The sequence below is a fragment of the Agrococcus lahaulensis DSM 17612 genome, from assembly GCF_000425105.1.
Classification (GTDB): domain Bacteria; phylum Actinomycetota; class Actinomycetes; order Actinomycetales; family Microbacteriaceae; genus Agrococcus; species Agrococcus lahaulensis.
The window spans coordinates 167066-192866 of record NZ_AULD01000005.1 but is presented as its reverse complement, the minus strand read 5'-3'; the positions used below and the strand labels follow the sequence as shown (position 1 = coordinate 192866).

22 protein-coding genes are annotated in these 25801 nt (G+C 73.5%); 13 read left to right on the top strand and 9 right to left on the bottom strand.

All coding sequences use genetic code 11. The features are described 5' to 3' along the window. Genes H508_RS0101355 through H508_RS0101345 form a run of 3 tightly spaced genes read left to right on the top strand, consistent with a single transcriptional unit; the run spans nucleotide 1 to nucleotide 2151 of the window. Nucleotides 1-813, top strand: a complete 813-nt coding sequence (locus tag H508_RS0101355) for a cytochrome c oxidase assembly protein (RefSeq protein WP_051222710.1) — start codon at nucleotides 1-3, stop codon at nucleotides 811-813. A 36-nt stretch (nucleotides 814-849) separates the two neighbouring features. Beyond that, the gene (locus H508_RS0101350; protein WP_026372729.1) at nucleotides 850-1215 is read left to right on the top strand and encodes a sterol carrier family protein; all 366 of its coding nucleotides are present in this window, start codon (nucleotides 850-852) and stop codon (nucleotides 1213-1215) included. A 21-nt stretch (nucleotides 1216-1236) separates the two neighbouring features. Continuing rightward, nucleotides 1237-2151, top strand: a complete 915-nt coding sequence (locus H508_RS0101345; RefSeq protein ID WP_026372728.1) for a hypothetical protein — start codon at nucleotides 1237-1239, stop codon at nucleotides 2149-2151. 33 nt (nucleotides 2152-2184) lie between these two features. On the opposite strand, the gene H508_RS0101340 is transcribed toward H508_RS0101345, so the two are convergent. Continuing rightward, the gene (locus H508_RS0101340) at nucleotides 2185-3558 is read right to left on the bottom strand and encodes a short-chain fatty acid transporter (protein ID WP_026372727.1); all 1374 of its coding nucleotides are present in this window, start codon (nucleotides 3556-3558) and stop codon (nucleotides 2185-2187) included. Nucleotides 3559-3614: 56 nt separating this feature from the next. Further along, the gene (locus H508_RS13825; protein WP_035253602.1) at nucleotides 3615-6521 is read right to left on the bottom strand and encodes a cation-translocating P-type ATPase; all 2907 of its coding nucleotides are present in this window, start codon (nucleotides 6519-6521) and stop codon (nucleotides 3615-3617) included. A 108-nt stretch (nucleotides 6522-6629) separates the two neighbouring features. On the opposite strand from H508_RS13825, the gene H508_RS16525 reads away from it, so the two are divergent. Together H508_RS16525 and H508_RS0101325 are read left to right on the top strand one after the other, a co-directional pair. After that, nucleotides 6630-7121 carry a hypothetical protein gene (locus H508_RS16525; protein ID WP_051222480.1) on the top strand — a complete coding sequence of 164 codons (492 nt, stop codon included), beginning with the start codon at nucleotides 6630-6632 and terminating at the stop codon, nucleotides 7119-7121. Continuing rightward, nucleotides 7121-8278 carry a hypothetical protein gene (locus H508_RS0101325; protein WP_026372726.1) on the top strand — a complete coding sequence of 386 codons (1158 nt, stop codon included), beginning with the start codon at nucleotides 7121-7123 and terminating at the stop codon, nucleotides 8276-8278. Before H508_RS16525 ends, H508_RS0101325 begins: the two co-directional genes overlap by 1 nt. Here H508_RS0101325 and purF read toward each other — a convergent pair. Continuing rightward, entirely contained in the window at nucleotides 8271-9728 is a 1458-nt protein-coding gene (purF, locus tag H508_RS0101320) for an amidophosphoribosyltransferase (RefSeq protein ID WP_026372725.1), read from the bottom strand. The genes H508_RS0101325 and purF overlap by 8 nt on opposite strands. A 128-nt stretch (nucleotides 9729-9856) precedes the next feature. Here purF and H508_RS0101315 point away from each other — a divergent pair, with 128 nt between their 5' ends. After that, entirely contained in the window at nucleotides 9857-10717 is an 861-nt protein-coding gene (locus tag H508_RS0101315; protein ID WP_026372724.1) for an SDR family oxidoreductase, read from the top strand. Nucleotides 10718-10846: 129 nt separating this feature from the next. Here the strand turns inward: H508_RS0101315 and H508_RS0101310 are convergent, their stop codons facing one another. Both H508_RS0101310 and tdh read right to left on the bottom strand, forming a co-directional pair. Continuing rightward, on the bottom strand, nucleotides 10847-12025 hold the full coding sequence (locus H508_RS0101310; RefSeq protein ID WP_026372723.1) for a glycine C-acetyltransferase: 1179 nt from the start codon (nucleotides 12023-12025) through the stop codon (nucleotides 10847-10849). Nucleotides 12026-12028: 3 nt separating this feature from the next. Further along, the gene (tdh, locus tag H508_RS0101305; protein ID WP_026372722.1) at nucleotides 12029-13084 is read right to left on the bottom strand and encodes an L-threonine 3-dehydrogenase; all 1056 of its coding nucleotides are present in this window, start codon (nucleotides 13082-13084) and stop codon (nucleotides 12029-12031) included. Between the two features lie 101 nt (nucleotides 13085-13185). Here tdh and purM point away from each other — a divergent pair, with 101 nt between their 5' ends. The 3 genes from purM to H508_RS13810 all read left to right on the top strand — a co-directional run bounded on the left by purM (nucleotide 13186) and on the right by H508_RS13810 (nucleotide 15508). Continuing rightward, nucleotides 13186-14274 (top strand): phosphoribosylformylglycinamidine cyclo-ligase, encoded by a 1089-nt coding sequence (gene purM / locus H508_RS0101300; RefSeq protein ID WP_026372721.1) that lies wholly within the window; start codon nucleotides 13186-13188, stop codon nucleotides 14272-14274. 290 nt (nucleotides 14275-14564) lie between these two features. After that, on the top strand, nucleotides 14565-14993 hold the full coding sequence (locus H508_RS13815) for a DUF4190 domain-containing protein (RefSeq protein WP_051222478.1): 429 nt from the start codon (nucleotides 14565-14567) through the stop codon (nucleotides 14991-14993). A 71-nt stretch (nucleotides 14994-15064) separates the two neighbouring features. Then, complete coding sequence (locus H508_RS13810; protein WP_035253601.1) at nucleotides 15065-15508, top strand: hypothetical protein; 444 nt, start codon at nucleotides 15065-15067, stop codon at nucleotides 15506-15508. Between the two features lie 69 nt (nucleotides 15509-15577). On the opposite strand, the gene H508_RS0101285 is transcribed toward H508_RS13810, so the two are convergent. The 4 genes from H508_RS0101285 to H508_RS13800 form a co-directional block, all read right to left on the bottom strand. Beyond that, on the bottom strand, nucleotides 15578-16963 hold the full coding sequence (locus H508_RS0101285; RefSeq protein WP_035253828.1) for an L-serine ammonia-lyase: 1386 nt from the start codon (nucleotides 16961-16963) through the stop codon (nucleotides 15578-15580). Between the two features lie 168 nt (nucleotides 16964-17131). Next, nucleotides 17132-17344, bottom strand: coding sequence for a DUF3073 domain-containing protein (locus H508_RS0101280; protein WP_026372719.1), 213 nt, complete (start codon nucleotides 17342-17344; stop codon nucleotides 17132-17134). 141 nt (nucleotides 17345-17485) lie between these two features. Continuing rightward, the gene (locus H508_RS13805) at nucleotides 17486-17860 is read right to left on the bottom strand and encodes a fluoride efflux transporter FluC (protein ID WP_051222476.1); all 375 of its coding nucleotides are present in this window, start codon (nucleotides 17858-17860) and stop codon (nucleotides 17486-17488) included. After that, nucleotides 17857-18252 (bottom strand): fluoride efflux transporter FluC, encoded by a 396-nt coding sequence (locus tag H508_RS13800; protein WP_035253600.1) that lies wholly within the window; start codon nucleotides 18250-18252, stop codon nucleotides 17857-17859. Before H508_RS13800 ends, H508_RS13805 begins: the two co-directional genes overlap by 4 nt. Nucleotides 18253-18326: 74 nt before the next feature. Here H508_RS13800 and H508_RS0101265 point away from each other — a divergent pair, with 74 nt between their 5' ends. The 4 genes from H508_RS0101265 (at nucleotide 18327) to H508_RS13795 (ending at nucleotide 25719) form a co-directional block, all read left to right on the top strand. Next, entirely contained in the window at nucleotides 18327-19070 is a 744-nt protein-coding gene (locus tag H508_RS0101265; protein ID WP_026372718.1) for a MerR family transcriptional regulator, read from the top strand. Between the two features lie 77 nt (nucleotides 19071-19147). Beyond that, on the top strand, nucleotides 19148-22351 hold the full coding sequence (locus H508_RS0101260) for an efflux RND transporter permease subunit (RefSeq protein WP_026372717.1): 3204 nt from the start codon (nucleotides 19148-19150) through the stop codon (nucleotides 22349-22351). A gap of 97 nt (nucleotides 22352-22448) precedes the next feature. Further along, nucleotides 22449-23372: a DUF2510 domain-containing protein gene (locus H508_RS0101255; protein ID WP_026372716.1), complete on the top strand. Its 924-nt coding sequence runs from the start codon at nucleotides 22449-22451 to the stop codon at nucleotides 23370-23372. A gap of 202 nt (nucleotides 23373-23574) precedes the next feature. Further along, nucleotides 23575-25719, top strand: coding sequence for a DEAD/DEAH box helicase (locus H508_RS13795; protein WP_051222473.1), 2145 nt, complete (start codon nucleotides 23575-23577; stop codon nucleotides 25717-25719). Nucleotides 25720-25801 lie beyond the last annotated feature (82 nt).

Genomic DNA, 25801 nt, shown 5'->3' with positions numbered 1-25801 from the left:
GTGCCGAGCCACGGCGGTCACGGCGGCGCGGCGCCGCTCGCCGCTGACGCCTCGTGGGCGCTGCACGACGCGCTCATCGTCGCGGCGCTGCTGGTCGCCGTCGGCGGCTACCTGCGGGCGCTCCGATCCGCCCGCCGCCGCGGGCCGTGGCCCGCCCTGCGGACGACGAGCTGGCTGCTGGGTGTGGCGTGCGCGGGCGTGGCGACGCTCGGCCCGGTCGCGCTCGCCGCGCACGAGAGCCTCACGGGCCACATGGTCGCGCACCTCCTGCTCGGGATGCTCGCGCCCCTGCTGCTCGTGCTCGGCGCGCCCGTCACGCACCTGCTGCGCGCGCTCTCGGTCACCGCGGCGCGCCGCCTGACGCGGCTGCTGCGCAGCGCTCCGCTGCGCGTGCTCACCCACCCGGTGACGGCTGCGGCGCTCAACGCCGGGGGCCTCTGGGCGCTCTACGCGACCGACCTCTACGGGCTCATGCACGCATCCGCCCTCGTGCACGGGATCGTGCACCTCCACCTGCTGCTCGCGGGCTACCTGCTCACCGCCGCGCTCGTCGGCGTCGATCCCGACCCGCACCGCTCGTCGATCGGCGTGCGCGCGGCCGTGCTGCTCGCGTTCATGGCCGTGCACTCGATCCTCGCGAAGCGCGTCTACGGAGCGCCGCCCGCGGGCGTCGAGGCGGCCGACGCGCACGTCGCGTCGCAGCTCATGTACTACGGCGGTGACGTCGTCGACGTGACGCTGCTCGTGCTGCTCGGGCTCGCGTGGCTGCGCGCGACCCGGCCGCGCCCGGCCGCGGTGCCCGCGGCGGCCTGACCGGCCCGAGTCCCCGACGCCGCGTAGCCTGGCGGCATGCCCAAGCGCATCCCCGACCTCGACGGCATGGCCGCCGTGCGCGCCGCCCTCGCGCCCGAGCCGAGCCGCCAGGACCGCGCCCTCGCGGTGCGCTACTCCCTCCAGTGCCTCGCCGAGCGCGCGCCGGGCAAGAGCGTCGAGGTGCGGGTGCCGCCCTTCGGCGCGGTGCAGGCGGTCGAGGGGCCGGGCCACACGCGCGGCACGCCGCCGAACGTGATCGAGACCGACCCGGCGACGTGGCTCGCCCTCGCGACGGGTGCGGAGTCGTGGGCGGATGCGGTGGGTCGCGGCGCCGTGCACGCCTCGGGCGTGCGCGCCGACGTCTCGGCGTGGCTGCCGGTGCTGCGCCTACCCGGCAGCTAGCACCACGGCCATACTTGCCCCATGGCACAGGTCGTCCGTCCGCAGGGCTTCATCGGCCCGATCGTCCTGCTCATCGTCGGCATCGTGCTGCTCATCAACGGCGTGCCGGCGCTCGTCCAGTGGATCGGGTGGGTCGCGCAGGTCTCGCTCGTCACGGGCGTCGAGGGCGCGCTCGAGCAGGCGGGCGGGCCCCTGCTGCTCGCGGCCGGCTCGACGTTCGTCGGCTTCCTGCTGCTGCGCGGCGGCTGGAACGCGCTCATGGGGCTCGCCCGCACCGCGAGCAAGCGCGCGCAGGAGCAGGTGCGCAGGGGCGCGCAGCAGGTGCGCCGCGAGGTCGACGAGCGACGCACGCAGGCGACGGCGCAGGCGCAGCACCTGCAGGATCGCGTGCCGCAGTCGTGGCGCGAGCGCATCGACGCCGCCGCGCGCGAGGTCGAGGCCGAGCGCGCCCGCCGCTCGGGGCAGCAGCCGAACGTCTACGCGAACTCGCAGTGGCAGGCGCCGCAGCGCGCGCCGCAGCACGCGCCGGCGCAGCCGCGGCCGCAGCAGGCGCCGAGCCAGCAGGCGGCGCAGCAGCGTCCCGCGCCGCAGCCCGCGAGGCAGCAATCGCCCGGCGCCGATCGGCTCGCGCGCATCGAGCAGCTGCGGAGCCGGGTGGGGGAGCGGCTCGAGCGGCAGGCGGCGCAGAGCCCGCAGGCGGCGAAGCAGACCGCCACGCAGGTCAAGCGCGCGGCCGAGATGGCCGCCGCCCGCGCGCAGCGGGGCGCGGAGTCGAGCCTCGACCCGGAGGTGCAGGCGCTCGTCGGGAGGCTCGACCTCGCCGACGCGGAGCGGGTCCGGCGCCGCGGCTCGTCGCTCACGAGCTCGTCGCTGTCGACCTCCGCGCTCTCGAAGACGTCGCTGACGCTCGACTCGCTGCTGCGGCAGCGTCGCTGACGCCCGCGATCGGCGAGCGCCAGCGGCGCCTCGTCACAGCGACCAGATGAGCAGGATCGACGCGAACACGAGCCCGGAGGCGATGAGCGTCACCGTCGTGTAGCCGAGGATGTCGCGCATCTTGAGCCCTGCGATCGCGAGCAGCGGGAGCGCCCAGAACGGCTGGATCATGTTCGTCCACTGGTCGCCGTACGCGACGGCCATGATCGGGATCGCCGGGTCGACGCCGATGCGCTCGGCGGCGTCGAGCAGGATGGGCGCCTGCACCGCGAACTGCCCGCCGCCCGAGGGCACGAAGAAGTTCACGAGGCCCGCCGAGAGCAGCGCGAGCATGCCGAAGGTCGTCGGCGTCGAGATCGCGACGAACCAGTCGGAGAACACCTGGATGAGGCCCGAGCCGGTCATCATGCCCAGGATGCCCGCGTAGAGCGGGAACTGCAGCAGGATCTCGCCGACGTTCGAGGCGGCCTCCTTCGTCAGCCGGATGATCTCGAAGGGGTTCTTCACGAGCAGGAAGATGAGCGCGAGGAACGACCAGTTGACGATGTCGAGCGTGAGCGTGCCGCCCTGCACGAAGTGGACGACGAGGTAGCAGACGAGCGCCGCGCCGACGAGCAGCGTGACGATGCGGCTCGCGTCGATGCGATCGGCGGGCGTGACGACCTCCTCCTCGGTCTCGACGAGCTGCTCGCGCAGGTCCATCTCGAGCTCGACGATCCGGTCCTTGCCGCGCGGCGCGATGAGGGCGAGCGCGACGGCCACGACGACGATCGTCGCGACCGCGCCGATCAGGTTCGGCAGCGCGAACGTCGTCTCGGTGATCGGCACGACCTCGCCGCCGAGGTGCTCGGCGATGAACGAGTCGGGCGTCGCCGCCGTGAGCGGGCCCGAGCCCGAATAGCCCATGTGCCACACGACGAAGCCCGAGAACCCGGCCGCGACGAGCATCGGGAAGTGCAGCCGCAGGCCGCGCTCTCTGCCGGACGCGGCGACCTCGCGCGCGAGCAGTCCGCCCACCACGAGCCCGAGGCCCCAGGTGATGAGGGATGCGACCGAGGCGATCACGAAGACGAACAGGTAGGCCTGCACGGGCGTCTTCGGCAGCGAGGCGAGCTTCGACAGCAGCCTCCGCACCGGCCGGGTGTTGGCGAGCATGTGGCCGAGCAGCAGGATGAGCGCCATCTGCGTCATGAAGGCCAGCAGCCCCGAGAGGCCGTCGCCCCAGCTCTTGACGAGGTCGACGGGATTCGTCCGCGTCACGGTCAGCGCGAGCAGCGCGACGACGAGCGTCAGCACGATCGCGAAGACGAGCGCCGACGGGATCCACCGCTCGACGACGTTGTTGATGGGCCGCATGGCGCGCGCGAGCGGCGCGCCCGATCGCTTCTCAGCGGTCGCTCTGGACATGGTTCACCTCGTTGTGCATGGGTCGACGTAAGGGGCGATGGGCCCCACGCCAGACATTAGCGAGGCGTGGGGGCCTTCGAGCGACGACCGCGCGAGCGGATGACGAGCTTCCGCAGCTCGTCGAACCACAGCACGCACGACGCGAGCGCGAGGCACGTGAGCCACTGCTCGAGCGAGAGCGGCGCGGTGCCGAACCCCGCCTGCAGCAGCGGCACGTGCACGACGAGCACCTGCGTCACGACGCCGAACGCGATCGCCGCCCACAGCCACCGGTTCGTGAAGAGCCGGTGGAACGCCGAGGCGTGCTCCGAGCGCGAGTTGAGCGCGTTGAAGAGCTGGGCGAGCACGAGCGTCGTGAACGCTGCGGTGCGCGCGGTCGCGACGTCGTCCGAGCCCTCGACGAGCCCGCCCGGCAGGTGCAGGTCGACCGCGAGCAGCGTGACGACCGCCATGACGGCGCCGATCGAGAGGATGCCGCCCCACATCCGCGCGTCGATCACGCGCTCGTCGAGCCGCCGCGGCCTTCGCGCCATGACGTCCTCGGTCTCGGCATCGACGCCCATGGCGAGCGCGGGCCCGGAGTCGGTGATGAGGTTGATCCAGAGGATCTGGGTCGCGAGCAGCGGCACGACCATCGCCTCGCCCTCGCCGGCGAGCCCGAGGAAGCCCGCGAGCAGCACGCCGAGCAGCATCGTGAGCACCTCGCCCATGTTCGACGAGAGCAGGTAGCGCAGGAACTTCCGGATGTTCCCGAAGATCACCCGCCCCTGCCGCACCGCCGCGACGATGGTCGCGAAGTTGTCGTCGGTGAGGATCATGGCGGCGGCCTCCTTCGAGACCTCCGTCCCCGTGATGCCCATCGCGACGCCGATGTCGGCCCTCTTGAGCGCCGGGGCGTCGTTCACGCCGTCGCCGGTCATCGAGACGATGTGCCCGTCCGACTGGAGGGCGCCGATGATGCGCAGCTTGTGCTCGGGCGCGACGCGCGCGAAGACCGAGACGTCCCGCACGGCCGCGCGCAGCGCATCCTCGTCCATCACGTCGAGCTCAGCGCCCGCGATCGCGCGATCGCCGCGAGCCGCGATGCCGAGCTCGTGCGCGATGCGGAGCGCCGTCGCGGGGTGGTCGCCCGTGATCATGACGACCCGGATGCCCGCCCCGTGCGCCGCCTCGACCGCCGCGGCCGCCTCCGAGCGCGGCGGGTCGATGATGCCGACCGTGCCGACGAAGATGAGGTCCTCCTCGAGCGCGAGGCCGGCGTCGGAGTCGAAGCCGCCGGCGGCGGTGACGGATGCGTGCTCCTCGGCCGCGAGCGGACGGTACGCGACGGCGAGGGTGCGGAGCGCCTGCGCCGACATCGACTCGACCGCCTCGCGCACCCGAGCGCGGTCGTCGTCGGTGAGCGGCCGCACGGCCATGCCGACGCGCACGCGCGAGCTGTGCTCGAGCAGCACGTCGGGCGCGCCCTTCGCGATGAGCACCGGCTGGCCCTCGCCGCCCTCGACCGGGTGCTCGGCGTCGGCGACGACGACCGACATCATCTTGCGCTCGGACGTGAAGGGCACCTCGCCGATGCGGGAGAAGCGCTGCTCGCGGCGCCCCGACAGGCCAGCCTTCCGCTCGGCGACGACGAACGCCGCCTCGGTCGGGTCGCCGACGACGACCCAGCCGCCGTCCTCGTCCTGCCGCACCTCGGCATCCGAGGCGAGCATGCCGCCCGAGAGCACGACGATGTCCTCCGCGCGGATCCCGAGCGCCGGATCGGCCTCGAGCAGCGGGCTGCCGTCGACGAGCACCTCGCCCTCGGGGGCGTAGCCGACGCCCGTGATGTCGGCGACGCCCGAGCCGGTGTGCACCGTGAGCATCGTCATCTCGTTGCGCGTGAGGGTGCCGGTCTTGTCGGAGCAGATGACGGATGCGGAGCCGAGCGTCTCGACGGACGAGAGGCTCTTGACGATCGCGCCCTGCCTGCTCATCGCCTGCACGCCGATCGAGAGCACGAGCGAGAGGATCGCGGGCAGCCCCTCCGGCACGGCCGCGACGGCGAGCGAGACGCCCACGAGCAGCACGTCGACGGCCTCCTCGAGCGAGCCGATGCCGCTCGTGAGGCCGATGGCCGCCATCACGACGACCGCGATGACGACCACGGCGATGCCGAGCGTGCGGCCGACGGCCGCGATCTCGCGCTGCAGCGGCGTCGGCTCCTGCTCCGTCTCGGCGAGCATCGTCGCGATGCGGCCCATCTCGGTGGCCATGCCGGTCGCCGTGACGACGGCGCGGCCGACGCCCTGCGCGACCGCGGTGCCCTTGAAGACCATGTTGCGGCGGTCGCCGAGCTGCACGGGCTCGGCGAGCGTCGCGGGCGACTTCGTCACCGGCACCGACTCGCCGGTGAGCGATGCCTCCGCGAGCTGCAGCGACGACGCGCTCAGCAGCCGCGCGTCGGCGCCGACCGAGTCGCCCTCCGCGAGCGCGAGCACGTCGCCCGGCACGAGCTCGGACGCGGGCACCCGCTCCGCCCGCCCGTCGCGCACGACCGTGGCCGTGACCGCCGTCATGTCCTGCAGGGCCGCCACGGCATCCGCCGCCCTCGCCTCCTGCACGAAGCCGAGGATCGCGTTCGCGACGACGATGAGCGCGATGACGATCGCGTCGATCGGCAGGCCGTGCGCGCCCTCGAACAGCCACGCGACGACCGAGATGACGATCGCGCCGAGCAGCAGGTAGATGAGCGGGTCGGCGAACTGCCGCAGCAGCCGCCGCCACGCCGGCTCGGGCGGGGCGGCGTCGAGCTCGTTGGGGCCGAATCGCGCTCGCCGCTCGGCGGCCTGCCCCGCCGTGAGCCCCGCGTCGGCATCGACCTCGAGCTCCCGGGCCGCCGCCGCGGCATCGACGAGGCTCCAGTCGCGCTGCCCCGCAGGCGCTCCGGTCGGCGTGCTCGCCGTGGGCTGCGCGTCGGTCACTCGTCGGCTCCTGTCGTCGCGGGGCGCGCGAGCGCGCTCGCCGCCCGCCGGTCCCTCTCGCACCGTACTCGTGCGGTGCGCGGCGCGTCGCGTGGGATGCTGGATGCCATGGACGCGACGCACGATCGGACGCCCCAGGGCGACGCCACCGGCGACCCGGCAGGCACGACCGAGCAGTTCGACGTGACGGTGCGGCGCTCTCCGAAGTACGGCGCCTTCGCGGCGCTCGGTGCGCTCGTCGGCGCCGTCGCCGCGTGGCTCATCTCCTCGTCGATGCCGCAAGCGGTCAACGAGAACGGCGTCCCGCTCGACACGACGCCCGTCATCGGGCTCATGATCGTCGCCGGCTTCGTGGTCGGCGGCGGGCTCGGCGCGCTCGTCGCGGTCATCGTCGACCGCGCCCTCTCGAAGCGCACGACCGCGACGGTCGCCGAGCGCACGGAGGTGCGGCGGCCGGATGCGCTGCCGTCGGCCGACGACGACGCCCTCGAGGCGCGCTTCGAGCGGCTGGGCGGCGCCGAGACGGGCACCGCCGGCCCCGCGGTGCCCGGTGCCGTCGAGGACGAGCGCGGCGAGGACGACCGCCCCGGCCGGGCCTGATGCTTACCGGGCGCACGCGGAGCGCGATCGCGCACGCGCTCGCCTGGATCGGCTTCGGCGCCGGCTTCGCGGCACTCGCGGTCGTCGCGCTCGCCGAGGGATCGCCCCGCGCGCTCGCGCTCGGCGCCGCCGCCGCCCTCGCCGGCGCGGCGCTCGGGCTGCTCGCGGCGCCGCTCCTGGCACGCGCCACGACGGCCGAGGGCGCCTCCCGCGCTCTTGCGATGATCGCGGCCGCGCTCGCGCTCGTCGTGCTCACGACGACCGCGACGCTCCTGCTGCTTTACGTCGGGATCGGCCCGGCCCTCGCGCCGCTGCTCGGCCTCGCGGCCGGACTGCAGCTCGCCTCCGCGATCGCCGGAGCGGAGCGCGATGCGTTGCTCGCACCCGCCGTGCGCCCCGCGCCGACCCTGCTCGCCGCCGCTGCCGGCACGGCCCTCGCGGCGGCCGTGCCGCTCGTGCCGACGCTCGATGCGCCCGCGGTGCTCCTCGTCGCCGCCGGGGCGCAGCTGCTCGCGCTCGGAGCGCGAGTGAGCGCTCGGCACGACGCCTCGAGCGACGCGGCACCCTCGCACGGGGCGCCCGTGCCGGCCGGCGCCGCTGCCCCGCCGTCCGCGGCGCGGCCCCTCGCCGCTCGCGTGCTCGCGCTCGCACTGCTCGCGGCGGCGGGCTCCGGCGCGATCGCGGCGCTGCGGCCCGCGCTGTCGGCGATCGGCGCCGACGACCCGCAGCCGGCCGCGCCGATCGCCCTCACGCTCGCGCTCGGCGGCCTCCTCGGCCCGCCGCTCGCGCGGCTCGCGGAGCGGCTCCTCCGCACCCGCGCCGCGGCCGTCGTCGCGACCCTCGGAGGCGTCGCGGCGCTCGCCGCGCCCATCGCGCGGCCCGGAGCCCTCGACCTCGCGGCCGCGACGCTCCTCGGGATCGCGCTCGCCGCATCCGTCGCCCTCGCCGAGCTCGCGCGCCGTGCGCACGTGCGCCTCGCGCCCGCGACGCCCGCGCTGCTCGCGCTCGCCGCGGCGGTCGGCGCAGGCATCGCCGCGCTCCTGCTCGGCGCGGTGCCCGTGCCGGACGTCGTGCTGGGCGCCGCGATCGCGTGCCTCGTCGCGAGCCTCGGCGCCTGGGTGCCGGAGCGCAGCGCCGCCGGGAAGCCGCTCAGCTGAGCTGCGTCTGCTCCACCCAGCGGAGGTACTCGTCGGTCACGGAGCCGGTGACGTAGTCGCCCGTGAAGCACGACATCTCGAGCCCCTCGATGCCGGAGCCGTCGAGGATCGCGCGCTGCAGGTCGTCGACCTCCTGGTAGACGAGGAAGTCGCTGCCGAGCGCCTCGTTGACCTGCGGGATCGAGCGGCCCGAGGCGATGAGCTCGCCGCGCGAGGGCATGTTGATGCCGTACACGTGCGGGTAGCGCACGGGCGGCGCCGCGGAGGTGAAGGTGACGGTGTTCGTGCCGACCGAGCGCATCATCTCGACGATCTCGCGGCTCGTCGTGCCGCGCACGATCGAGTCGTCGACGACGAGCACGTTCTTGCCGCGGAACTCGCTCTCTAGCACGTTGAGCTTCTGCTTGACCGACTTCTTGCGCTCCTGCTGGCCCGGCATGATGAAGGTGCGGCCGACGTAGCGGTTCTTGTAGAAGCCCTCGCGGTACTCGATGCCGAGCCGGCGGGCGACCTCCATCGCGGCGGGGCGCGACGAGTCGGGGATGGGCATGACGACGTCGATCGCGCCGGAGGGCGTGTACCGCGCGATCGTGTCGGCGAGGCGCTCGCCCATGCGCAGCCGCGACTCGTACACGTTGACGCCGTTCATCACGGAGTCGGGGCGGGCGAGGTAGACGTACTCGAACGCGCACGGCAGCAGCACCGGCGAGTCGTGCGTCATCGCCGAGGCGAGCTCGCCGTCGGGCGTGATGAAGATCGCCTCCCCGGGCGCGACGTCGCGCTCGACCTGGAAGCCCGAGCCCGTGAGCGCGACCGATTCGCTCGCGACCATCCACTCGTTGCGGCCTTGCTCGCTCGTGCGGCGGCCGAGCACGAGCGGCCGGATGCCGAAGGGGTCGCGGAAGGCGAGCAGCCCGTGCCCGGCGATGAGCGCGATGACGCCGTAGGAGCCCTGGATGCGCTCGTGCGTGCGGCGCACGGCGGTGAAGAGCCGGTCGGCGTCGAGCTCGCCGCCGCCGACGAGGGACTGCAGCTCGCTGCCGAGCACGTTCACGAGCATCTCGGTGTCGCTGCCGGTGTTGACGTGCCGGTGGTCGACGGTCGCGAGCTCGCGCTCGAGCTCGCGGGAGTTCGTGAGGTTGCCGTTGTGCACGAGCACGATGCCGTAGGGCGCGTTGACGTAGAACGGCTGCGCCTCGAGCTCGTTCGCCGCCTCGCCGCGCGTGGCGTAGCGCACGTGGCCGAGGCCGTAGTCGCCGAGCAGCGATCGCATGTCCCGGGTGCGGAAGGCCTCGCGCACCTGGCCCTTGGCCTTCTTCAGGTGGATCGAGCGACCCTCGGCGGTCGCGATGCCCGTCGAGTCCTGCCCGCGGTGCTGGAGGAGCGCGAGAGCGTCGTACACCTGCTGGTTGACGCTCGAGTCGGAGACGATGCCGACGATGCCGCACACAGGCGAGCTCCTTCTGTCGCGGGATTGACACCCAAGCCTAGCGAGCACGCCGAGCCGGCTCGGGATCGGGCGGATGCGCTCGGCGCGCACCCAAGCGGCGTCCAGATTGCGGCGGCACAGTGGGGGACATGAGCTTCGACACCGAATCCATCAAGAACCTGCCAGAGCAGACCCAGGAGTGGCCCGGCTGGACGGACACGCTCCAGCCCGTGCCCGACCACGGCGAGACGAGCTACGTCGGCCGCGGCCGGCTCGAGGGCAAGCGCGCCCTCGTCACCGGCGGCGACTCCGGCATCGGCCGCGCCACCGCGATCGCCTTCGCGAAGGAGGGCGCCGACGTCGCGATCGCCTACCTCCCGCAGGAGCAGGAGGACGCGGAGGAGACCGGGCGCCAGATCGAGGCCGCCGGTCGCAAGGCGGTGCTGATCGCGACCGATCAGCGCACCGAGCAGGCGAACATCGAGCTCGCGGAGCGCGCGCTCGCGGAGCTCGGCGGCGTCGACATCCTCGTCAACAACGCGGGCTACCAGATGGCGCAGGAGTCGCTGCTCGACATCACCGACGAGCAGCTGCGGCAGACGTACGAGACGAACATCTTCGCGATGTTCAACCTCACGAAGGCGCTGCTGCCGCACCTGCAGCCGGGCGCGAGCATCATCAACTGCTCGTCGATCCAGGCGGTCGACCCCTCCGACACGCTGCTCGACTACGCGTCGACGAAGGCGGCGATCAACAACTTCACGGTCAACCTCGCCACGCAGCTCGGTGAGAAGGGCATCCGCGTGAACGCCGTCGCGCCCGGCCCGATCTGGACGCCGCTGCAGCCGTCGACCAAGCCCTCGGTCGCCGACTTCGGCATGAACGCGCCGCTCGGCCGCCCGGGCCAGCCGATCGAGGTCGCGACCGCGTTCGTCTACCTCGCGAGCGACGAGGCGAGCTACGTCTCGGGCACGGTGCTCGGCGTGACGGGCGGCAAGCCGGTCTTCTGACCCGACCGCGAGCACAACGCAAGCCCGCGAGCCGCGATGTGCGGCCCGCGGGCTTGCTGCTGCGTGGAGGCCGCGCAACTGCCGCGCGGGGCTTGCGTTGTGCTTGCGCGGCAGGGGCAGTGGCGGGGGTCAGGCGGCGACGCGCTCGCGCGCCGCGGCGAACGCCGCGACCGCGCGGTCGACGTCGGCGTCGGAGTGGGCGGCGGAGAGCTGCACCCGGATCCGCGCCTCACCGCGGGGCACGACGGGGAACGAGAAGGCGGTGACGTACACGCCCTCCTCGAGCATCGCATCCGCCATCTCGGCCGCGAGCCGGGCGTCGTGGAACATGACCGCGGTGATCGGGTGCTCGCCCGGCAGCAGCTCGAAGCCCGCCTCCTCCATGCCGGCGCGGAACCGCTCGGTGTTGCGCCGCAGCTGCTCGCGCAGCTCGCCGGCGCCCTCGACGAGGTCGAGCGCCTTGAGCGAGCCGGCGACGACCGACGGTGCGAGCGCGTTCGAGAACAGGTACGGGCGCGAGCGCTGCCGCAGCAGGTCGACGATCTCGGCGCGGGCCGCGATGTAGCCACCGGAGGCGCCGCCGAGCGCCTTGCCGAGCGTGCCGGAGATGATGTCGACGCGGCGCTGCACCCCGGCGAGCTCTGGCGTGCCCGCGCCCGTCGCGCCGGTGAAGCCGACCGCGTGCGAGTCGTCGACCATCACCATCGCGTCGTAGCGCTCGGCGAGATCGCAGATCGCCTCGAGCGGCGCGAGGTAGCCGTCCATCGAGAAGACGCCGTCGGTGACGATGAGGCGGCGGCGCGCGCCCTGCGCGTCCTGCAGGTGCGCCTCGAGCTCGGCCATGTCGCGGTTGGCGTAGCGGTAGCGCTTCGCCTTCGAGAGGCGGATGCCGTCGATGATCGACGCGTGGTTGAGAGCGTCCGAGATCACCGCGTCGTCGGCGCCCAGCAGCGTCTCGAACAGGCCGCCATTGGCGTCGAAGCACGACGAGTAGAGGATGCACGCCTCTTGCCCGAGGAACGACGCGAGCCGCGACTCGAGCTCGAGGTGCTGGGTCTGGGTGCCGCAGATGAACCGCACCGAGGCCATCCCGAACCCCCACTCGTCGAGCGCGGCCTTCGCCGCCTCGACGATGCGCGGGTCGTCGGCGAGCCCGAGGTAGTTGTTGGAGCAGAAGTTCAGCACCTCGGCGCCGTTCGCCACGACGCTCGCCGCTTGCGGCGACGCGATCGCGCGCTCGCGCTTCGTGAGGCCCGCGGCCTCGATCTCGGCGAGCTCGTCGGCGATGGATGCACGGATGGAGTACACGGGTCACGCTCCCTGTGGATCGGTGAAGTCGAGGATGACCTTGCCAGCGCCGCCGGATCGCGCGCGCTCGAACGCGGCCTCCCAGTCGGCGAAGGCGAAGCGGTCGGTGATGACGGGGGAGACGTCGAGGCCGGTCTGCGACATCGCGGCCATCGCATACCAGGTCTCGAACATCTCGCGGCCGTAGATGCCCTGGATCGTGAGCATGTGCGAGACGACCTTCGCGAAGTCGACCTCGATCGGCTGGGCCGGCAAGCCGAGCATCGCGATGCGGCCGCCGAAGTTGAGGTTCTCGATGATGCCGACGAGCGCGGTCGGCGAGCCCGACATCTCGAGCGCGACGTCGAAGCCCTCCTGCATGCCGAGCTCGCGCTGCACGGCGGCGATCGACGCCTCGCGCGGGTTGAGGGCGCGGAAGCCGAGCGAGCGGGCGAGCTCGAGCCGCGGCTCCGCGATGTCGGTGATGACGATGTGGCGAGCGCCCGCGTGCCGGGCGACCATCGCCGCCATGAGCCCGATCGGGCCCGCGCCGGTGACGAGCACGTCCTCGCCGACCACCGGGAACTTCAGCGCCGTGTGCACGGCGTTGCCGAACGGGTCGTAGATGCCGAAGACGTCGAGCTGGTCGGCGGTCGCGGTCGCGGCGGTGAGCCCCGGGTGCACCCACACGTTCGACGCGGGCAGGACGACCTGCTCGGCGAAGCAGCCGTCGCGCTGCACGCCGAGGTTGGAGGTGCGGATGCACAGGTGCCGGCGGCCGGCGCGGCAGTTGCGGCAGTGGCCGCACACGACGTGCCCCTCGCCGCTCATGAGCTGCCCGACGGCGAAGTCCGTCACGCCCTCGCCCACCTCGACGATCTCGCCGCAGAACTCGTGCCCGACGGACAGGCCGGGCGTCACAGCCGACTGCGCCCACGCATCCCACGAGTCGATGTGCAGATCGGTGCCGCAGATGCCGGCGCGCAGCACGCGCACCTTCACGTGGCCGGGTGGTGTCTCGGGCTCGGGCAGCTCGGTGAGCTCGAGCCCCGGCCTGCCTCGGGTCACGAGTGCGCGCATGGGTGTCTCCGTCGACGTGGTGGGTGTGCCGCCGCCCATCCTGCCATCCGGGGACGCGGGCGGGACCGGGTCGCGCCGCAGGCGGCAAGTACCCTGAGAGCATGACCGATCCGTATGCGTCCGCCGGCGTCGACACCGAGGCGGGCGACCGCGCGGTCGAGCTCATGAAGGCCGCCGTCGCGCGCACGCACGGCGCGGGCGTCCTGGGCGGCGTCGGCGGCTTCGCCGGCCTCTTCGACCTCTCGGCGGCCGGCTCCTTCGCCAAGCCGCTGCTCGCGACCTCGACCGACGGCGTCGGCACGAAGCTCGCGCTCGCGCAGGCGATCGACAAGCACGACACGATCGGCCAGGACCTCGTCGGCATGGTCGTCGACGACATCGTCGTGGTCGGCGCGAAGCCGCTGTTCATGACCGACTACATCGCGTGCGGCCGGGTGGTGCCCGAGCGCATCGCCGACATCGTGCGCGGCATCGCCGAGGCGTGCGAGGCGACCGGCACCGCGCTCGTCGGCGGCGAGACGGCCGAGCACCCGGGCGTGATGGAGCCCGACGACTACGACATCGCGGGCGCCGCGGTGGGCATCGTCGAGGCGGATGCGGTGCTGGGCGCCGAGCGCGTCGGCGAGGGCGACGTCGTGGTCGGCATGGCCTCGTCGGGGCTGCACTCGAACGGCTTCAGCCTCGTGCGGCACGTGCTCGCCGAGCGCGGCCTCGCGCTGACCGACCGGGTCGACGAGCTCGGCGGCGTCGCGGCTGAGGCGCTGCTCGAGCCGACCCGCCTCTACACCCTCCCGCTCCTCGGCATGCTCGAGCGGGGGATCGGCATCCGCGCGATCTCGCACGTCACCGGCGGCGGCATCGCCGCGAACCTCGCCCGGGTGCTGCCCCGCGGGCTCGCGGTCGAGGTCGACCGCGCCGCGTGGGAGGTGCCCGCCGTCTTCGGCGCGCTCGCCGGTCTCGGCGGCTTCGCGCTCGAGGACGCGGAGGGCACGTGGAACCTCGGGCTCGGGATGCTCGTCGTCGTCGACGCGGCCGACGCCGAGCGCGTCGTGGCGGCGAGCGGCGAGGTCGGCATCCCCGCGGCGGTCGTCGGCCGCGTCGAGCAGGCGCCGGCCGCGCTCGCCGACTGGGTGCAGGGCGCGAAGGGCGTCGACGGCGGCGCCGTGCGGCTCGCTGGCGCCTTCCGCTGACCTTCCGATGCGGATGCGCTCCGCATGCCGCGTCCAGCCGATCTTGAGCCACGGCGCGTAGCGTCTTCCGGAATCGACGGATCAGCGTGCTCGGAACCAGGGGAGGTGGCGTCGTGTCCGAAGAGTTCGACCGGCTCCAGCCCCGGCAGGAGACGCCGTACGCCTGGCAGGACGGCCCGCTCACGTCGGAGCAGTCGCCGCCCGGACCCGTCGAGGACCGACGCTGGGACGCGGCGCCGCAACCAGACATGGGCTCGCCCGCGGTGCCCAGGATGAGGCAGTCGGATCCCATGCGCAAGCCACCCGCGTACATCCCGCCGAACGTCGCGCAGCGCTACTCGACACCGCTCCACCACGACGGCGACGCGCAGCTCATCCACCCCGCCGCCGCGCAGGTCACGAGCTACACCCCCTACGGCGTGCCCGTCTACCGCGCCCCGGTGTACCCGAATGCGCAAGTGCCGCAGCGGGGGCTCTCGATCACCGCGATGGTGCTCGGCATCACGTCGGCGGTCTTCGCCTGGGCGCTCGTCGTCGTGCCCATCATCGGACTCGTCTTCGGCTTCATCGCCCTGCGGCGCGAGCCCGCCGGTCGAGCGATGGCGGTCACGGGCCTCATCACCTCGGGCGTCGGCCTGCTGTGGGTGCTGCTGGTCTACGTGCTGCCGCTGCTCGGCGTGCTCGGCGTGCTCTTCATGGGGATGAGCGCCTCACCCTGACGGACGGCCCCTAGGCTGGTGGGTCGAGCCACGCGCTCGCCCGCACGCCCACCGAGCACGAGGACCTCCGCATGACCTACACGCCCCCCGAGCAGCCCGCCCAGCCGAGCTACGAGCCCGCGAGCGAGGGCGGCTACCAGCCGGCCGCGACGAATGGCTACCAGGCCTACGACGCGGGCCAGGCCTACGACGCTGGGCACGCCTACGACGCGGGGCAGGCCTACGGTGCGGTGCCCTCCTACGGCGCCTACGCCGCGCCGGCGTCGACCGAGCGCAAGCTCTCGGTCTGGGGCCTCATCCTCGGCATCTCGAGCATCGTCATCCCGCTGTTCGTCAACGCGATCGCGGGCGGCATCCTCTCGGGCATCGGCCTCGCGAAGGAGCCCGCGGGCAAGACGATGGCGATCTGGGGCCTCGTGACGTCGATCCTCGGCTTCATCTGGGCCTTCATCTTCTGGCCCGTCGCGATCACCGTCTTCTTCGCCGCGATCTTCGCGTCGCAGTACGGCTACTGAGCCGCAGCGCACGAGCGAGGGGGTCCGCCGCCGGCGGACTCCCTTCGCGTCGGTGCGGCGCTCAGGCGCTCAGCACTCGATGAAGGCCACCGCGAGGCCGCCCAGCGCGGTCTCCTTGTACTTGTCGCTCATGTCGGCGCCCGTGCGGCGCATCGTCTCGACCGCGGTGTCGAGGCTCACGTAGTGCGTGCCGTCGCCCTGCTTCGCCATGCGGGCCGCGTTGATCGCCTTGACGCTCGCCATCGCGTTGCGCTCGATGCACGGGATCTGCACGAGCCCCTTGATCGGGTCGCACGTGAGGCCGAGGTTGTGCTCGATGCCGATCTCGGCGGCGTTCTCGATCTGCGCGGGCGTCGCGCCGAGCACCGCGGCGAAGCCGGCCGCCGCCATCGCGCACGCCGACCCGACCTCGCCCTGGCAGCCGACCTCGGCGCCCGAGATGGAGGCGTTCGACTTGATGATGGTGCCGATCGCGCCCGCGACGAGCAGGAACCGCACCTGCCACGAGACCTCGTCGTCGACGCAGTCCGCGAACCGGTCGGCGTAGTGCATGACCGCGGGGATGATGCCGGCAGCGCCGTTCGTCGGCGCCGTCACCACGCGCGCCCCCGCCGCGTTCTCCTCGTTGACCGCGAGCGCGTAGAGGTTGACCCACTCCATGCCCTCGAGCAGGTCGGGCCGACCCGACTTCGGGGCGGCGTCGCGCTCGAGCAGCTTCGCGTGCCAGTCGCGCGCGCGGCGCTTGACGTCGAGCCCGCCCGGCAGGATGCCGTCGGTCTCGATGCCGTGCGCGACGCACTCCTGCATGACCTGCCAGATGCGCTCGAGCTGCGCGATCGTCTCCTCGCGCGGCCGCCACGCCTCCTCGTTCGCGAGCATGAGCTCGTGCACCGAGAGCCCCGTGCGCTCGCAGAGCTCGACGAGCTGGTCGCCGTAGCTGAAGGGGTAGGGCACCGGGCGGTGCTGCGTCGCGGGCGCCGGCACCGGCGAGAGCACGTCGCCCTCGTCGTGCCGCATGACGAAGCCGCCGCCGATCGAGTAGTACCCGGCGGTCGCGATCGTGGCGTCGGATGCGTCGTAGGCCGTGATGCGGAGGGCGTTCGGGTGCTCGCGGCGCACCGTGAGCGGCCGGAAGACGAAGACCTTCGACTCGTCGAACGGGACGGCGAGGCGCCCGCCGAGCAGCAGCTCGCCGCTCGAGCGGATCTCGTCGAGCGTCGCCGCGATCTGCGGCGTCTCGACCGTGTCGGGTGCGAGCCCGGCGAGGCCGAGCATGATCGCGGTGTCGGTGCCGTGCCCCGAGCCGGTCGCGCCGAGCGAGCCCAGCAGGTCGACGCGCAGCCGCACGATCTCGTCGAACCGGCCCGAGGCATCCGCTTGCGCGACGAAGTCGAGCGCGGCCCGCATGGGACCGATCGTGTGCGAGGAGGAGGGCCCGATGCCGATCTTGAACATGTCGAGCACCGACAGCGACTCGAAGACGGGAGCCGTGGCCGTCGCGTGGCTGCCGACCTCGACCGGTTCCTGCAGCTTGGCGTTGGTGATGCCGTGCGACGTCACAATCGGCTCCTTCGCGTCATGGACTCCAGAGCCGCGGGCGCGGCTGGGATGCTGGTGACCGCGTCAGGCGCTGCGCCCCTGCTGACGCCCGTCGGCGTAGTCGTCGTCGGTCTCGGGCGAGTAGTCGGCGTAGTCGGCCCACTTGTCGACGAGCTCGTCGTCGGCGGGGGCGCCCCCCAGCTCCTGCTGGAGCACGGAGTAGTTGATGTTCGGGCTGAATGACTTCAGCTCACGTGCCAGCTTCGTGTGCTTGGCCTTCTGACGACCACGACCCATGCTGGACCCCCCTTGCGGACGGCGCCGGCCGAGAGCCGACGAACGATGTGAGAACTGCGATGCTAAGTCCAACCTCCATCGTAGCATCGCGCCCGCTTGTCGCCGTGTGGGCGGATGCGGGTGGGGATAGGGTGCCCCGGCTCACGTCGCGGGCGACGGGACGAGCAGCGCACCCGCGAGCAGGCCCGCGGATGCGGCGATCGCGCCGCCCACGACGGTCACCGCGATCGTCAGTGCGGCAGCGCCGCGGCGGCGGCGCTCGAGCTGCTCGACCGCCTGCAGCGCGAACGCCGAGTACGTCGAGAGCCCGCCGCAGAAGCCGGTGACGAGGATGGCGCGCCACGCGTCGTCGAGCACGAGGAGACCGGTGAGCGCGCCGGCGAGCAGGCTCGCGACGAGGTTGACGACGATCGTCGACCGCACGGGGCGCCGGCGCGGCAGCGCGCCGGCGAGGAAGCGCACCACCGCGCCGATCCCGCCCGCCGCGGCGATGCCGAGCAGCTCGAGGGGGCTCATGCGGCCCGCTCTCGCACGAGCCGGCGGCCGATCGCGAGCCCGGCCCACGCCGAGGCGAGGCCTGCGAGCAGCATGCCGATCGCGATGGCGATGCCCGGCAGCGACGGCACGATCGTCGAGAAGCCGTGGGCCGCGGCGGTCGCCGACACGCTCGCGACCGCGACGGCGCTGAAGGTCGTGAAGCCACCGAGCACGCCGGCGCCGATGCCGTGCCGCAGCCAGTCCGGCGCGCTCGCGAGCGCGGCGGTGGCGATGCCGAGCAGCAGGCTGCCGAGCGCGTTGACGAGCAGCAGCGCCCAGCCGCCAGGCACAGCCGCCTCGAGCAGGGCGCGGGCGGCCGTGCCGAGGGCGCCGCCCAGGGCGACCGCGGCGATCGACGGCAGCAGGCGCATGCCGCAACGCTAGACCGCCGCGCGGTGAAGCCGGGGTTGACGTTGACGCAGCGTCAACCCGTAGCGTCGTCGGCATGGAGTGGTCGATCCAGCGCATCGCGAAGCTCGCCGGCGTCTCGAGCCGCACCCTGCGGCACTACGACGCCGTCGGCATCCTCGCTCCCGCCCGCACCGACGCGAGCGGGATGCGCTGGTACGACGAGGCGTCGCTCGCGCGGCTGCAGCGCATCCTGCTGCTGCGCGGGCTGGGCGTCGGCATCCCGGCGATCGCCGAGAGCCTGCAGCGAGCCTCCGACGAGGAGGCGCTGCGCGCCCACCTCGCCGACCTCGCTGCCGAGGCCGACCGCATCCGCAGGCAGATCCGCGCCGTCGAGCAGACGCTGCGGGCACGAGAGGGAGGAGCCGCCATGACGGCGGAGGAAGCACTCGACGGGTTCGACCAGGGCCAGTTCGAGCAGGAGGTCACCGAGCGGTGGGGCCGGAAGGCGTGGGACGACTCCCAGGCCTGGTGGCGCGGCATGTCGGAGGACGACAAGCGCCGCTTCGGCCAGGAGCACGTCGACATCGCTGCGGGCTACGCCGCGGCGCGAGCGGCCGGCACGCCGGTCGACGCCGACGAGGTGCAGGCGCTCGTGCAGCGCCACTACGCCTGGGTCGGCGCCGGCTGGCAGACCGCGTCGCCGCCGCTCGAGGCGTTCGCGGGGCTCGGCGACATGTACGTCGCCGACGAGCGGTTCGCCGCGAACTACGGCGGGGCCGAGGGCGCCGCCTACGTGCGCGACGCGATGCGCGCGTTCGTCGAGCGCCGGAAGGCATAGCGCCGCCCGTGCGAGGGGCGGGCCGATCCATAGCGGGAGCGGCCCTCCCCGCAGTTCGGGGGTGACAGGATCGACGGGTGCATCTGCTCTCGCTCGCCAGCCTCAAGAACAGGGCGCTCGTCGCGCTCGCGACCATCTGCATCGCCATCTTCGGCGGCGTCGCGCTGGCGAACCTCAAGACGGAGCTGACGCCCGAGCTCGAGCTGCCCGCGGTGGTCGTCTCGACCACGGTCACGGGCGCGAGCCCCGAGATCATGAGCGAGGACGTCACGGGGCCGATCGAGCAGGCGATCCAGTCGGTGCCGGGGCTCGAGGGCACGAGCGGCACCTCCTCGACGTCGCTGAGCGTCGTCTTCGCCGAGTTCACCTACGGCACGAACATCCCTACGGCCGAGCAGCGCGTGCAGCAGGCCGTCAACCGCATCCTGGGCCAGCTGCCCGACACCGCCGAGCCCACCGTGCTCACCGGCTCGATCGCCGACTTCCCCGTGCTGCGCGTCGCCGTCTCCGGACCTGGGGAGCAGTCCGCGCTCGTCGACCGCATCGAGACGATCGCGGTCCCGCAGCTCGAGCGCACCGACGGCGTGCGCGCGGTGCAGCTGCAGGGCGCCCCCGGGCAGCGCATCACGATCGCACCCGACGATGCGGCACTCGCGGCGGCAGGCCTCAGCCGCGTCGACGTCTCCGACGCGATCGACGAGCACGGGCAGCTGCTGCCCGGCGGCACCGTCGACGACGGCGAGCAGACGCTCAGCGTGCAGATCGGCGAGCGGCTCGGCTCGGTCGACGACGTCGCGGGGCTGCCGCTCACGGGCGACATCGCGATCGGCGACGTCGCCGACGTCGCGCTCGGCACCGATCCCGTCTCGTCGGTCGCGATCGTCGACGGCGAGCCGGCGATCATCCTCTCGATCACGAAGACGCAGGCCGCCAACACCGTCGACGTCTCCCACGCGGTGCAGGCGCTGCTCCCGACGCTGCAGGACGAGCTCGGCGAGGGCGTCACCTTCACGACCGTGCTCGACCAGGCGCCCTACATCGAGCAGTCGATCGAGGCGCTCGCGGTCGAGGGCATGCTCGGCCTCGCCTTCGCCGTGCTCGTCATCCTCGTCTTCCTCTGGTCGGTGCGGTCGACCATCGTCACGGCGGTGTCGATCCCCATCTCTGTGCTCATGACCTTCATCGGCATGTGGGGCGCCGGCTACTCCCTCAACGTGCTGACGCTCGGCGCGCTCACCCTCTCGATCGGCCGCGTCGTCGACGACTCGATCGTCGTGATCGAGAACATCAAGCGCCACATGGGCTTCGAGCCCTCGCGCTCGAAGGCGATCCTGGATGCGGTGCGCGAGGTCGCGGGCGCGATCACGGCGTCCACGCTCACCACTGTCATCGTGTTCCTGCCGCTCGCCTTCGTGAGCGACATCACCGGCGAGCTCTTCCGGCCCTTCGCCCTCACGGTGACGATCGCGCTCGTCTCCTCGCTCGTGATCGCCCTCACGATCGTGCCCGTGCTCGCGTACTGGCTGCTCAAGCGGCCGAAGGAGGTCGTAGAGAGAGAGGAGGCCGCGGCGCGCGCCGCCGCCGCGAGCGAGGCGACCGCCCGCCCGACGCGACGCTCCCTCCTCGGCCGGCGCAGCGCATCCGCCCCCGTCGCCGCCGAGGCGGCGCCCGAGCCGCAGCCCGTGGCCGAGCGCCCCGACCGGCTGCGGCGCGGGTACCGCCCCATCCTGCTCGCGACGCTCCGGCGCCCGTGGCTCGTGCTCGGCGGCGCCGTCGCGGTGCTCGCTGCGAGCGTCGCCGCGCTGCCGCTGCTCGCCACGAACTTCCTCGGCGACGACGGCCAGACGACCGTCAACGTCACGCAGCAGCTCGAGCCCGGGGCGTCGCTCGACGCGCAGCTCGCGGCCGCCGAGACGCTCTCTGACGAGCTGCAGGGGCTCGAGGGCGTCGAGACCGTCTCGGCGACCGTCTCGAGCACCGCGAACCAGTTCGCGGGCTTCACGGGCGGCGGCGCGGGCGGCGGCGCGGTCAGCTACGGCGTCATCGCCGCCGACGGCACCGACATGGAGGCGCTCCGCGAGCAGATCCTCGAGCTCGGCGACGACGCCGAGGGCGAGGTCACGGTCGGCTCGTCCGGCGGCTTCGCGGGCGGCGACATCGAGATCGAGGTGCAGGCGCCCACGACCGACGTGCTCGAGCCCGCCACCGCATCCGTCGTCGACGCCGTCTCGGGCCTCGACGGCGTCTCGCAGGTGACCGACTCGCTCGAGGGCGCCCAGCCGCTCGTGCAGGTCGCGGTCGACCGCGAGCTCGCCGCGAGCCTCGGGCTGAGCGAGGCGGCCGTCTCGGGACTCGTCGCGCAGGCCATGCAGCCGACGCCGATCGGCGACATCCAGCTCGAGGGCTCCCTCGTGCGCATCTGGATGGACGCCATCGCGCCGGCGGCGACCCTCGAGGAGCTCCGCGAGCTGCAGCTGCCGACCCCGAACGGCACGCTGCCGCTCGCCGACGTCGCGGAGGTGACCGAGATCGAGGGGCCGGTGTCGATCTCGACGAGCGACGGCGCGCGCACCGCGACCGTCACCGTGACGCCGAACGCGGCCGACGTCGGCGGGGTGTCGACCGGCGTGGCCGACGCGCTCGCCGAGCTCGAGCTCGCCGACGGCGCGAGCGCCGCGGTCGGCGGTGTCGCGACGCAGATCACGGATGCGTTCACCCAGCTCGGGATCGCGGCGCTAGTCGCGGTGCTGCTCGTCTACGTCATCATGGTCGCGACCTTCAAGAGCCTGCTGCAGCCGTTCCTGCTGCTCGTCTCGGTGCCGTTCGCCGCGAGCGGCGCGATCGCGATGCAGCTCATCACCGGCGTGCCGCTCGGCGTCGCCTCGATGGTCGGCGTGCTCATGCTCGTCGGCATCGTCGTGACGAACGCGATCGTGCTCATCGACCTCGTCAACCAGTACCGCGACCGCGGCCGGCCGGTGCGCGAGGCGATCGTCGAGGGCGCGGAGCGCAGGCTCCGGCCGATCCTCATGACCGCCGCCGCGACGATCTTCGCGCTCGTGCCGATGGCGGCGGGCCTCACGGGCGAGGGCGGCTTCATCTCGCAGCCGCTCGCGATCGTGGTGATCGGTGGGCTCATCTCGTCGACGCTCCTGACCCTCATCGTGCTGCCGGTGCTCTACCTCGTCGTCGAGGGCGCGATCGAGCGCCGCCGGGTGCGGGTCGGCAGCGGCACGCGCGCCGAGCGGCGCGGTGAGCTCGCGGCGGCCAGCAGGCGCTGATCGCGCTCACAGCGGATGCGCGGGGTCGCGCTGGCAAGATGAGTGCGGCTCGCAGCAGGTCGCGGGCCGCAGTCGTGACGGGACGAGGGAGGATGCCGTGCCCAGCTTCCTCATCGTGCACTCCGCGATCGCGGACGGCCGCATCGACGACTTCCTGCACCCGCCCGTGCTCGACATCGGCGGACTCCACGCGCCGCTCGACTGGGGCGACATCACGATGCACGTGCCGGCGGGAGACCTCCCGCTGACGATCTCCGTCACGCGCGCCGACGGCGTGATCGAGGGCGCACGCATCACCGTGCGGGCTCCCGCGGGCACGGGCACGCGCTTGACCTTCGTGCCGCCCGCCCGGCCAGGAGGCCGCGCGCAGCTGCGCATCGAGGGGCAGTGGCCCGCCGACTCGTCGATGCACTACTACGCGGCCCGCGACGGGCGCGTGCTCACGAGCACCGCGCCGCGTGCGGCCGCGTCGCCGGCCGTGCCAGGCGGCGAGGCCGCCCTCCACTCTCCGGCGCCGGCGTCGCCGCCCGTGGGGCCCGCGCCCGGCTCGACCGGCTCGGTGCCGGCGCAGCCGACCCACTTCGGCCAGGAGCAGGGCGCGATCGTGCAGCCGACGGTCGCGAGCCGCGAGTCGGCGGCGGCGCAGCGCGCCGCGAGCCCGTCCCCGTCGTTCGGCCAGCGCCCGCCGGTCGAGCGCGACGTCTACGGCCGCGAGCTGCCCGATCGGGAGCCGCCGCCCATCCCGACGCCCGCGGACTTCGATCGCCTCGAGCGCGAGGCGCACGTGCGTGCCTACGAGGCGTGGCAGGCGCAGCAGCGGGCGATGTCGGCGCCCGCCGGGCACTCGCCGCACGACGGCGCGCCGCAGCCGGTGGGTCTCGCACCCGTCGCGCCGCAGCAGGTGCCGCCCGACTGGTACGCCGATCCGTTCCAGCGCGCCGACGCGCGCTGGTTCGACGGCCGCCAGTGGACGTCGTCGGTCATGCGGGGCGGCGTGCGCGCCCACGACCAGCTGGGCTGAGCGACGGATCCTGCCCTGTCGCTCCGCGTCGCCGTGCCGTAGAGTGGATCGGTCGGCTCGGGACAGGCGCGTGTGCGCCGCATGGAGTGTCACCGCGGCCGGAGATCCCGCGAGCACCCTCGCGGTCGACCAGATCCCCGCGATGAATGCGGCATGACCCGCGCGAGTGCGATCGATCGCTCGTGCGCAGAAGAGACGAGCAATGGCACAGAATCCCTCGCGCCCTCACGGCGCCCGCCGATCCGACGACCGCGCCTCCGCGCGCCCCGGCTCCCGCAGCCCGGGTCACCGCGGCCACCGGCCGGCGCAGGACGGCGACGCCCGACCCAAGCGCCGCTGGACGAGCGACGACCGCGAGCACCGCGAGCAGCGGTCGCAGGGCGCGTCCCGCCGGCCGAACTGGATCCCGCCGGAGGAGCGCAAGCGCGACGACCGCCGCGGCCCCGTCTTCCGCACGCGCGGCGGCGCCCAGGGCGGGCGCGACCACCAGCGCGACGACCGAGTGCACCGCGGCGAGCGGCCGCGCGGGTTCGACCGCGCCCGCGACGAGCACCAGGGCCGGGCCCGCTTCGGAGCTGAGCGCGACGAGCGCCGCGGCGAGCGCCGCTTCGACCGCGACGACCGCCGCTTCGACCGCGACGACCGCCCGCAGCAGCGTCGCTTCGCCGACCGCGGCGGCGACCGCCGCTTCGACCGCGACGACCGCCCCCGCCGCAGCTTCGACGAGCGGGGTGGCGACCGCCGTCCGGAGCGCGACGATCGTCCGCGCCGCGGCTTCGACGACCGCGCCCCGCGCGGCGAGCGCCGCTTCGACCGCGACGAGCGCCCGCAGCGTGGCTTCCGCGACCGCGACGAGCGCGGCGGCGACCGTCGCCCCGAGCGCGAGGACCGCCCGCGCCGCGGCTTCGACGACCGCGCCCCGCGCGGCGAGCGCCGCTTCGATCGCGACGAGCGCCCGCAGCGCGGGTTCCGCGACCGCGACGACAGGGCTGGCGATCGCCGCCCTCAGCGTGAGGAGCGCCCCCGCCGCAGCTTCGACGACCGCCCGCAGCGGCGCGACAGCACGTACTACCCCTCGACCGACGCGAAGCCCTTCGCGCCGAAGGAGGACGTCGTGCTCGACCGGCTCGACGCGACCGCGACGAGCGCAGCCGATGTCGAGGGCGTCTCGTTCGCCGACCTCGGCCTCGGCGCCGGCATCGCCGGAGCGCTGAAGTCGATGGGCGCACCGTCGCCCTTCCCCATCCAGGCCGCGACGATCCCCGACGTGATCGCAGGGCGCGACGTGCTCGGCCGCGGCCGGACCGGCTCGGGCAAGACCATCGCGTTCGGCGCCCCGATCGTCGAGCTGCTGCTGCGCAACCGCCCCGAGCGCCGCGAGCTCGGCCGGCCGCCGCGCGCCCTCATCCTCGCGCCGACGCGTGAGCTCGCCCAGCAGATCAACCACACCGTCATGGGCCTCGGCCGCGCCGTCGGCATCTTCACGACCGTCATCGTCGGCGGCGTGAAGCAGGACAGCCAGGTCGAGTCGCTCCGCCGCGGCGTCGACATCCTGATCGGCACGCCGGGTCGCATCGAGGACCTCGTCGAGCAGCGCAAGCTCAACCTCGGTGCCGTCGAGATCGCGGTGGTCGACGAGGCCGACCACATGTGCGAGCTCGGCTTCCTCGAGCCGGTGCAGCGCATCCTCCGCCAGACGCGCCCGGGCAGCCAGAAGCTGCTGTTCTCGGCGACGCTCGACGCCGAGGTGCAGACGATCGTGCGGGAGTTCCTGCCCGAGCCTGCCGTCCACGAGGTCGCCGGCGAGGAGCAGTCGACCTCGACGATCGACCACCAGGTGCTCGTCGTCGACCGCTACGACAAGGACGCGGTGCTCGAGCAGATCGTCGCGAACCCGGGCCGCATCATCGTCTTCACCCGCACGCGCGCCTACGCCGAGCGGCTCGCCGAGCAGTTCAGCGACGCGGGCATCGCGGCGGTGAGCCTGCACGGCGACCTGACGCAGGCCAAGCGCAACCGCTCGCTCGAGAAGCTCAAGCGCGGCAAGGTCGACGTGCTCGTCGCGACCGACGTCGCCGCGCGCGGCATCCACATCGACGACGTCGCGCTCGTCGTCCAGGCCGACCCGCCGGACGAGTACAAGACCTACCTGCACCGCGCGGGCCGCACCGGCCGCGCGGGCAACGCGGGCCGGGTCGTGACGGTCATCGCGCCCGCGCGTCGCAAGCGCACGCAGCAGCTGCTCGACCGCGCCGAGATCGAGGCGCCGATGATCCCGGCGGTCCCCGGCGACGACCTGCTCGACACGCTGACGACCGCACCGACCGCCGAGCCCGCCGCGGAGTAGTCGGCCCGACGCATCCGGACAGCGTCGGATGCGTCGACCCGAGGGCCCGGACCGGTGACGGTGCCGGGCCCTCGGTGCCTGC

Coding starts and splice junctions, on each gene's coding strand:
- H508_RS0101350 (WP_026372729.1), top strand. CDS start 850: ATGCCCAAGCGCATCCCCGACCTCGACGGCATGGCCGCCGTGCGCGCC.
- H508_RS0101345 (WP_026372728.1), top strand. CDS start 1,237: ATGGCACAGGTCGTCCGTCCGCAGGGCTTCATCGGCCCGATCGTCCTG.
- H508_RS0101340 (WP_026372727.1), bottom strand. CDS start 3,558: ATGTCCAGAGCGACCGCTGAGAAGCGATCGGGCGCGCCGCTCGCGCGC.
- H508_RS16525 (WP_051222480.1), top strand. CDS start 6,630: ATGGACGCGACGCACGATCGGACGCCCCAGGGCGACGCCACCGGCGAC.
- H508_RS0101325 (WP_026372726.1), top strand. CDS start 7,121: ATGCTTACCGGGCGCACGCGGAGCGCGATCGCGCACGCGCTCGCCTGG.
- H508_RS0101315 (WP_026372724.1), top strand. CDS start 9,857: ATGAGCTTCGACACCGAATCCATCAAGAACCTGCCAGAGCAGACCCAG.
- tdh (WP_026372722.1), bottom strand. CDS start 13,084: ATGCGCGCACTCGTGACCCGAGGCAGGCCGGGGCTCGAGCTCACCGAG.
- purM (WP_026372721.1), top strand. CDS start 13,186: ATGACCGATCCGTATGCGTCCGCCGGCGTCGACACCGAGGCGGGCGAC.
- H508_RS13815 (WP_051222478.1), top strand. CDS start 14,565: ATGCGCAAGCCACCCGCGTACATCCCGCCGAACGTCGCGCAGCGCTAC.
- H508_RS13810 (WP_035253601.1), top strand. CDS start 15,065: ATGACCTACACGCCCCCCGAGCAGCCCGCCCAGCCGAGCTACGAGCCC.
- H508_RS0101285 (WP_035253828.1), bottom strand. CDS start 16,963: ATGTTCAAGATCGGCATCGGGCCCTCCTCCTCGCACACGATCGGTCCC.
- H508_RS0101280 (WP_026372719.1), bottom strand. CDS start 17,344: ATGGGTCGTGGTCGTCAGAAGGCCAAGCACACGAAGCTGGCACGTGAG.
- H508_RS13805 (WP_051222476.1), bottom strand. CDS start 17,860: ATGAGCCCCCTCGAGCTGCTCGGCATCGCCGCGGCGGGCGGGATCGGC.
- H508_RS13800 (WP_035253600.1), bottom strand. CDS start 18,252: ATGCGCCTGCTGCCGTCGATCGCCGCGGTCGCCCTGGGCGGCGCCCTC.
- H508_RS0101265 (WP_026372718.1), top strand. CDS start 18,327: ATGGAGTGGTCGATCCAGCGCATCGCGAAGCTCGCCGGCGTCTCGAGC.
- H508_RS13795 (WP_051222473.1), top strand. CDS start 23,575: ATGGCACAGAATCCCTCGCGCCCTCACGGCGCCCGCCGATCCGACGAC.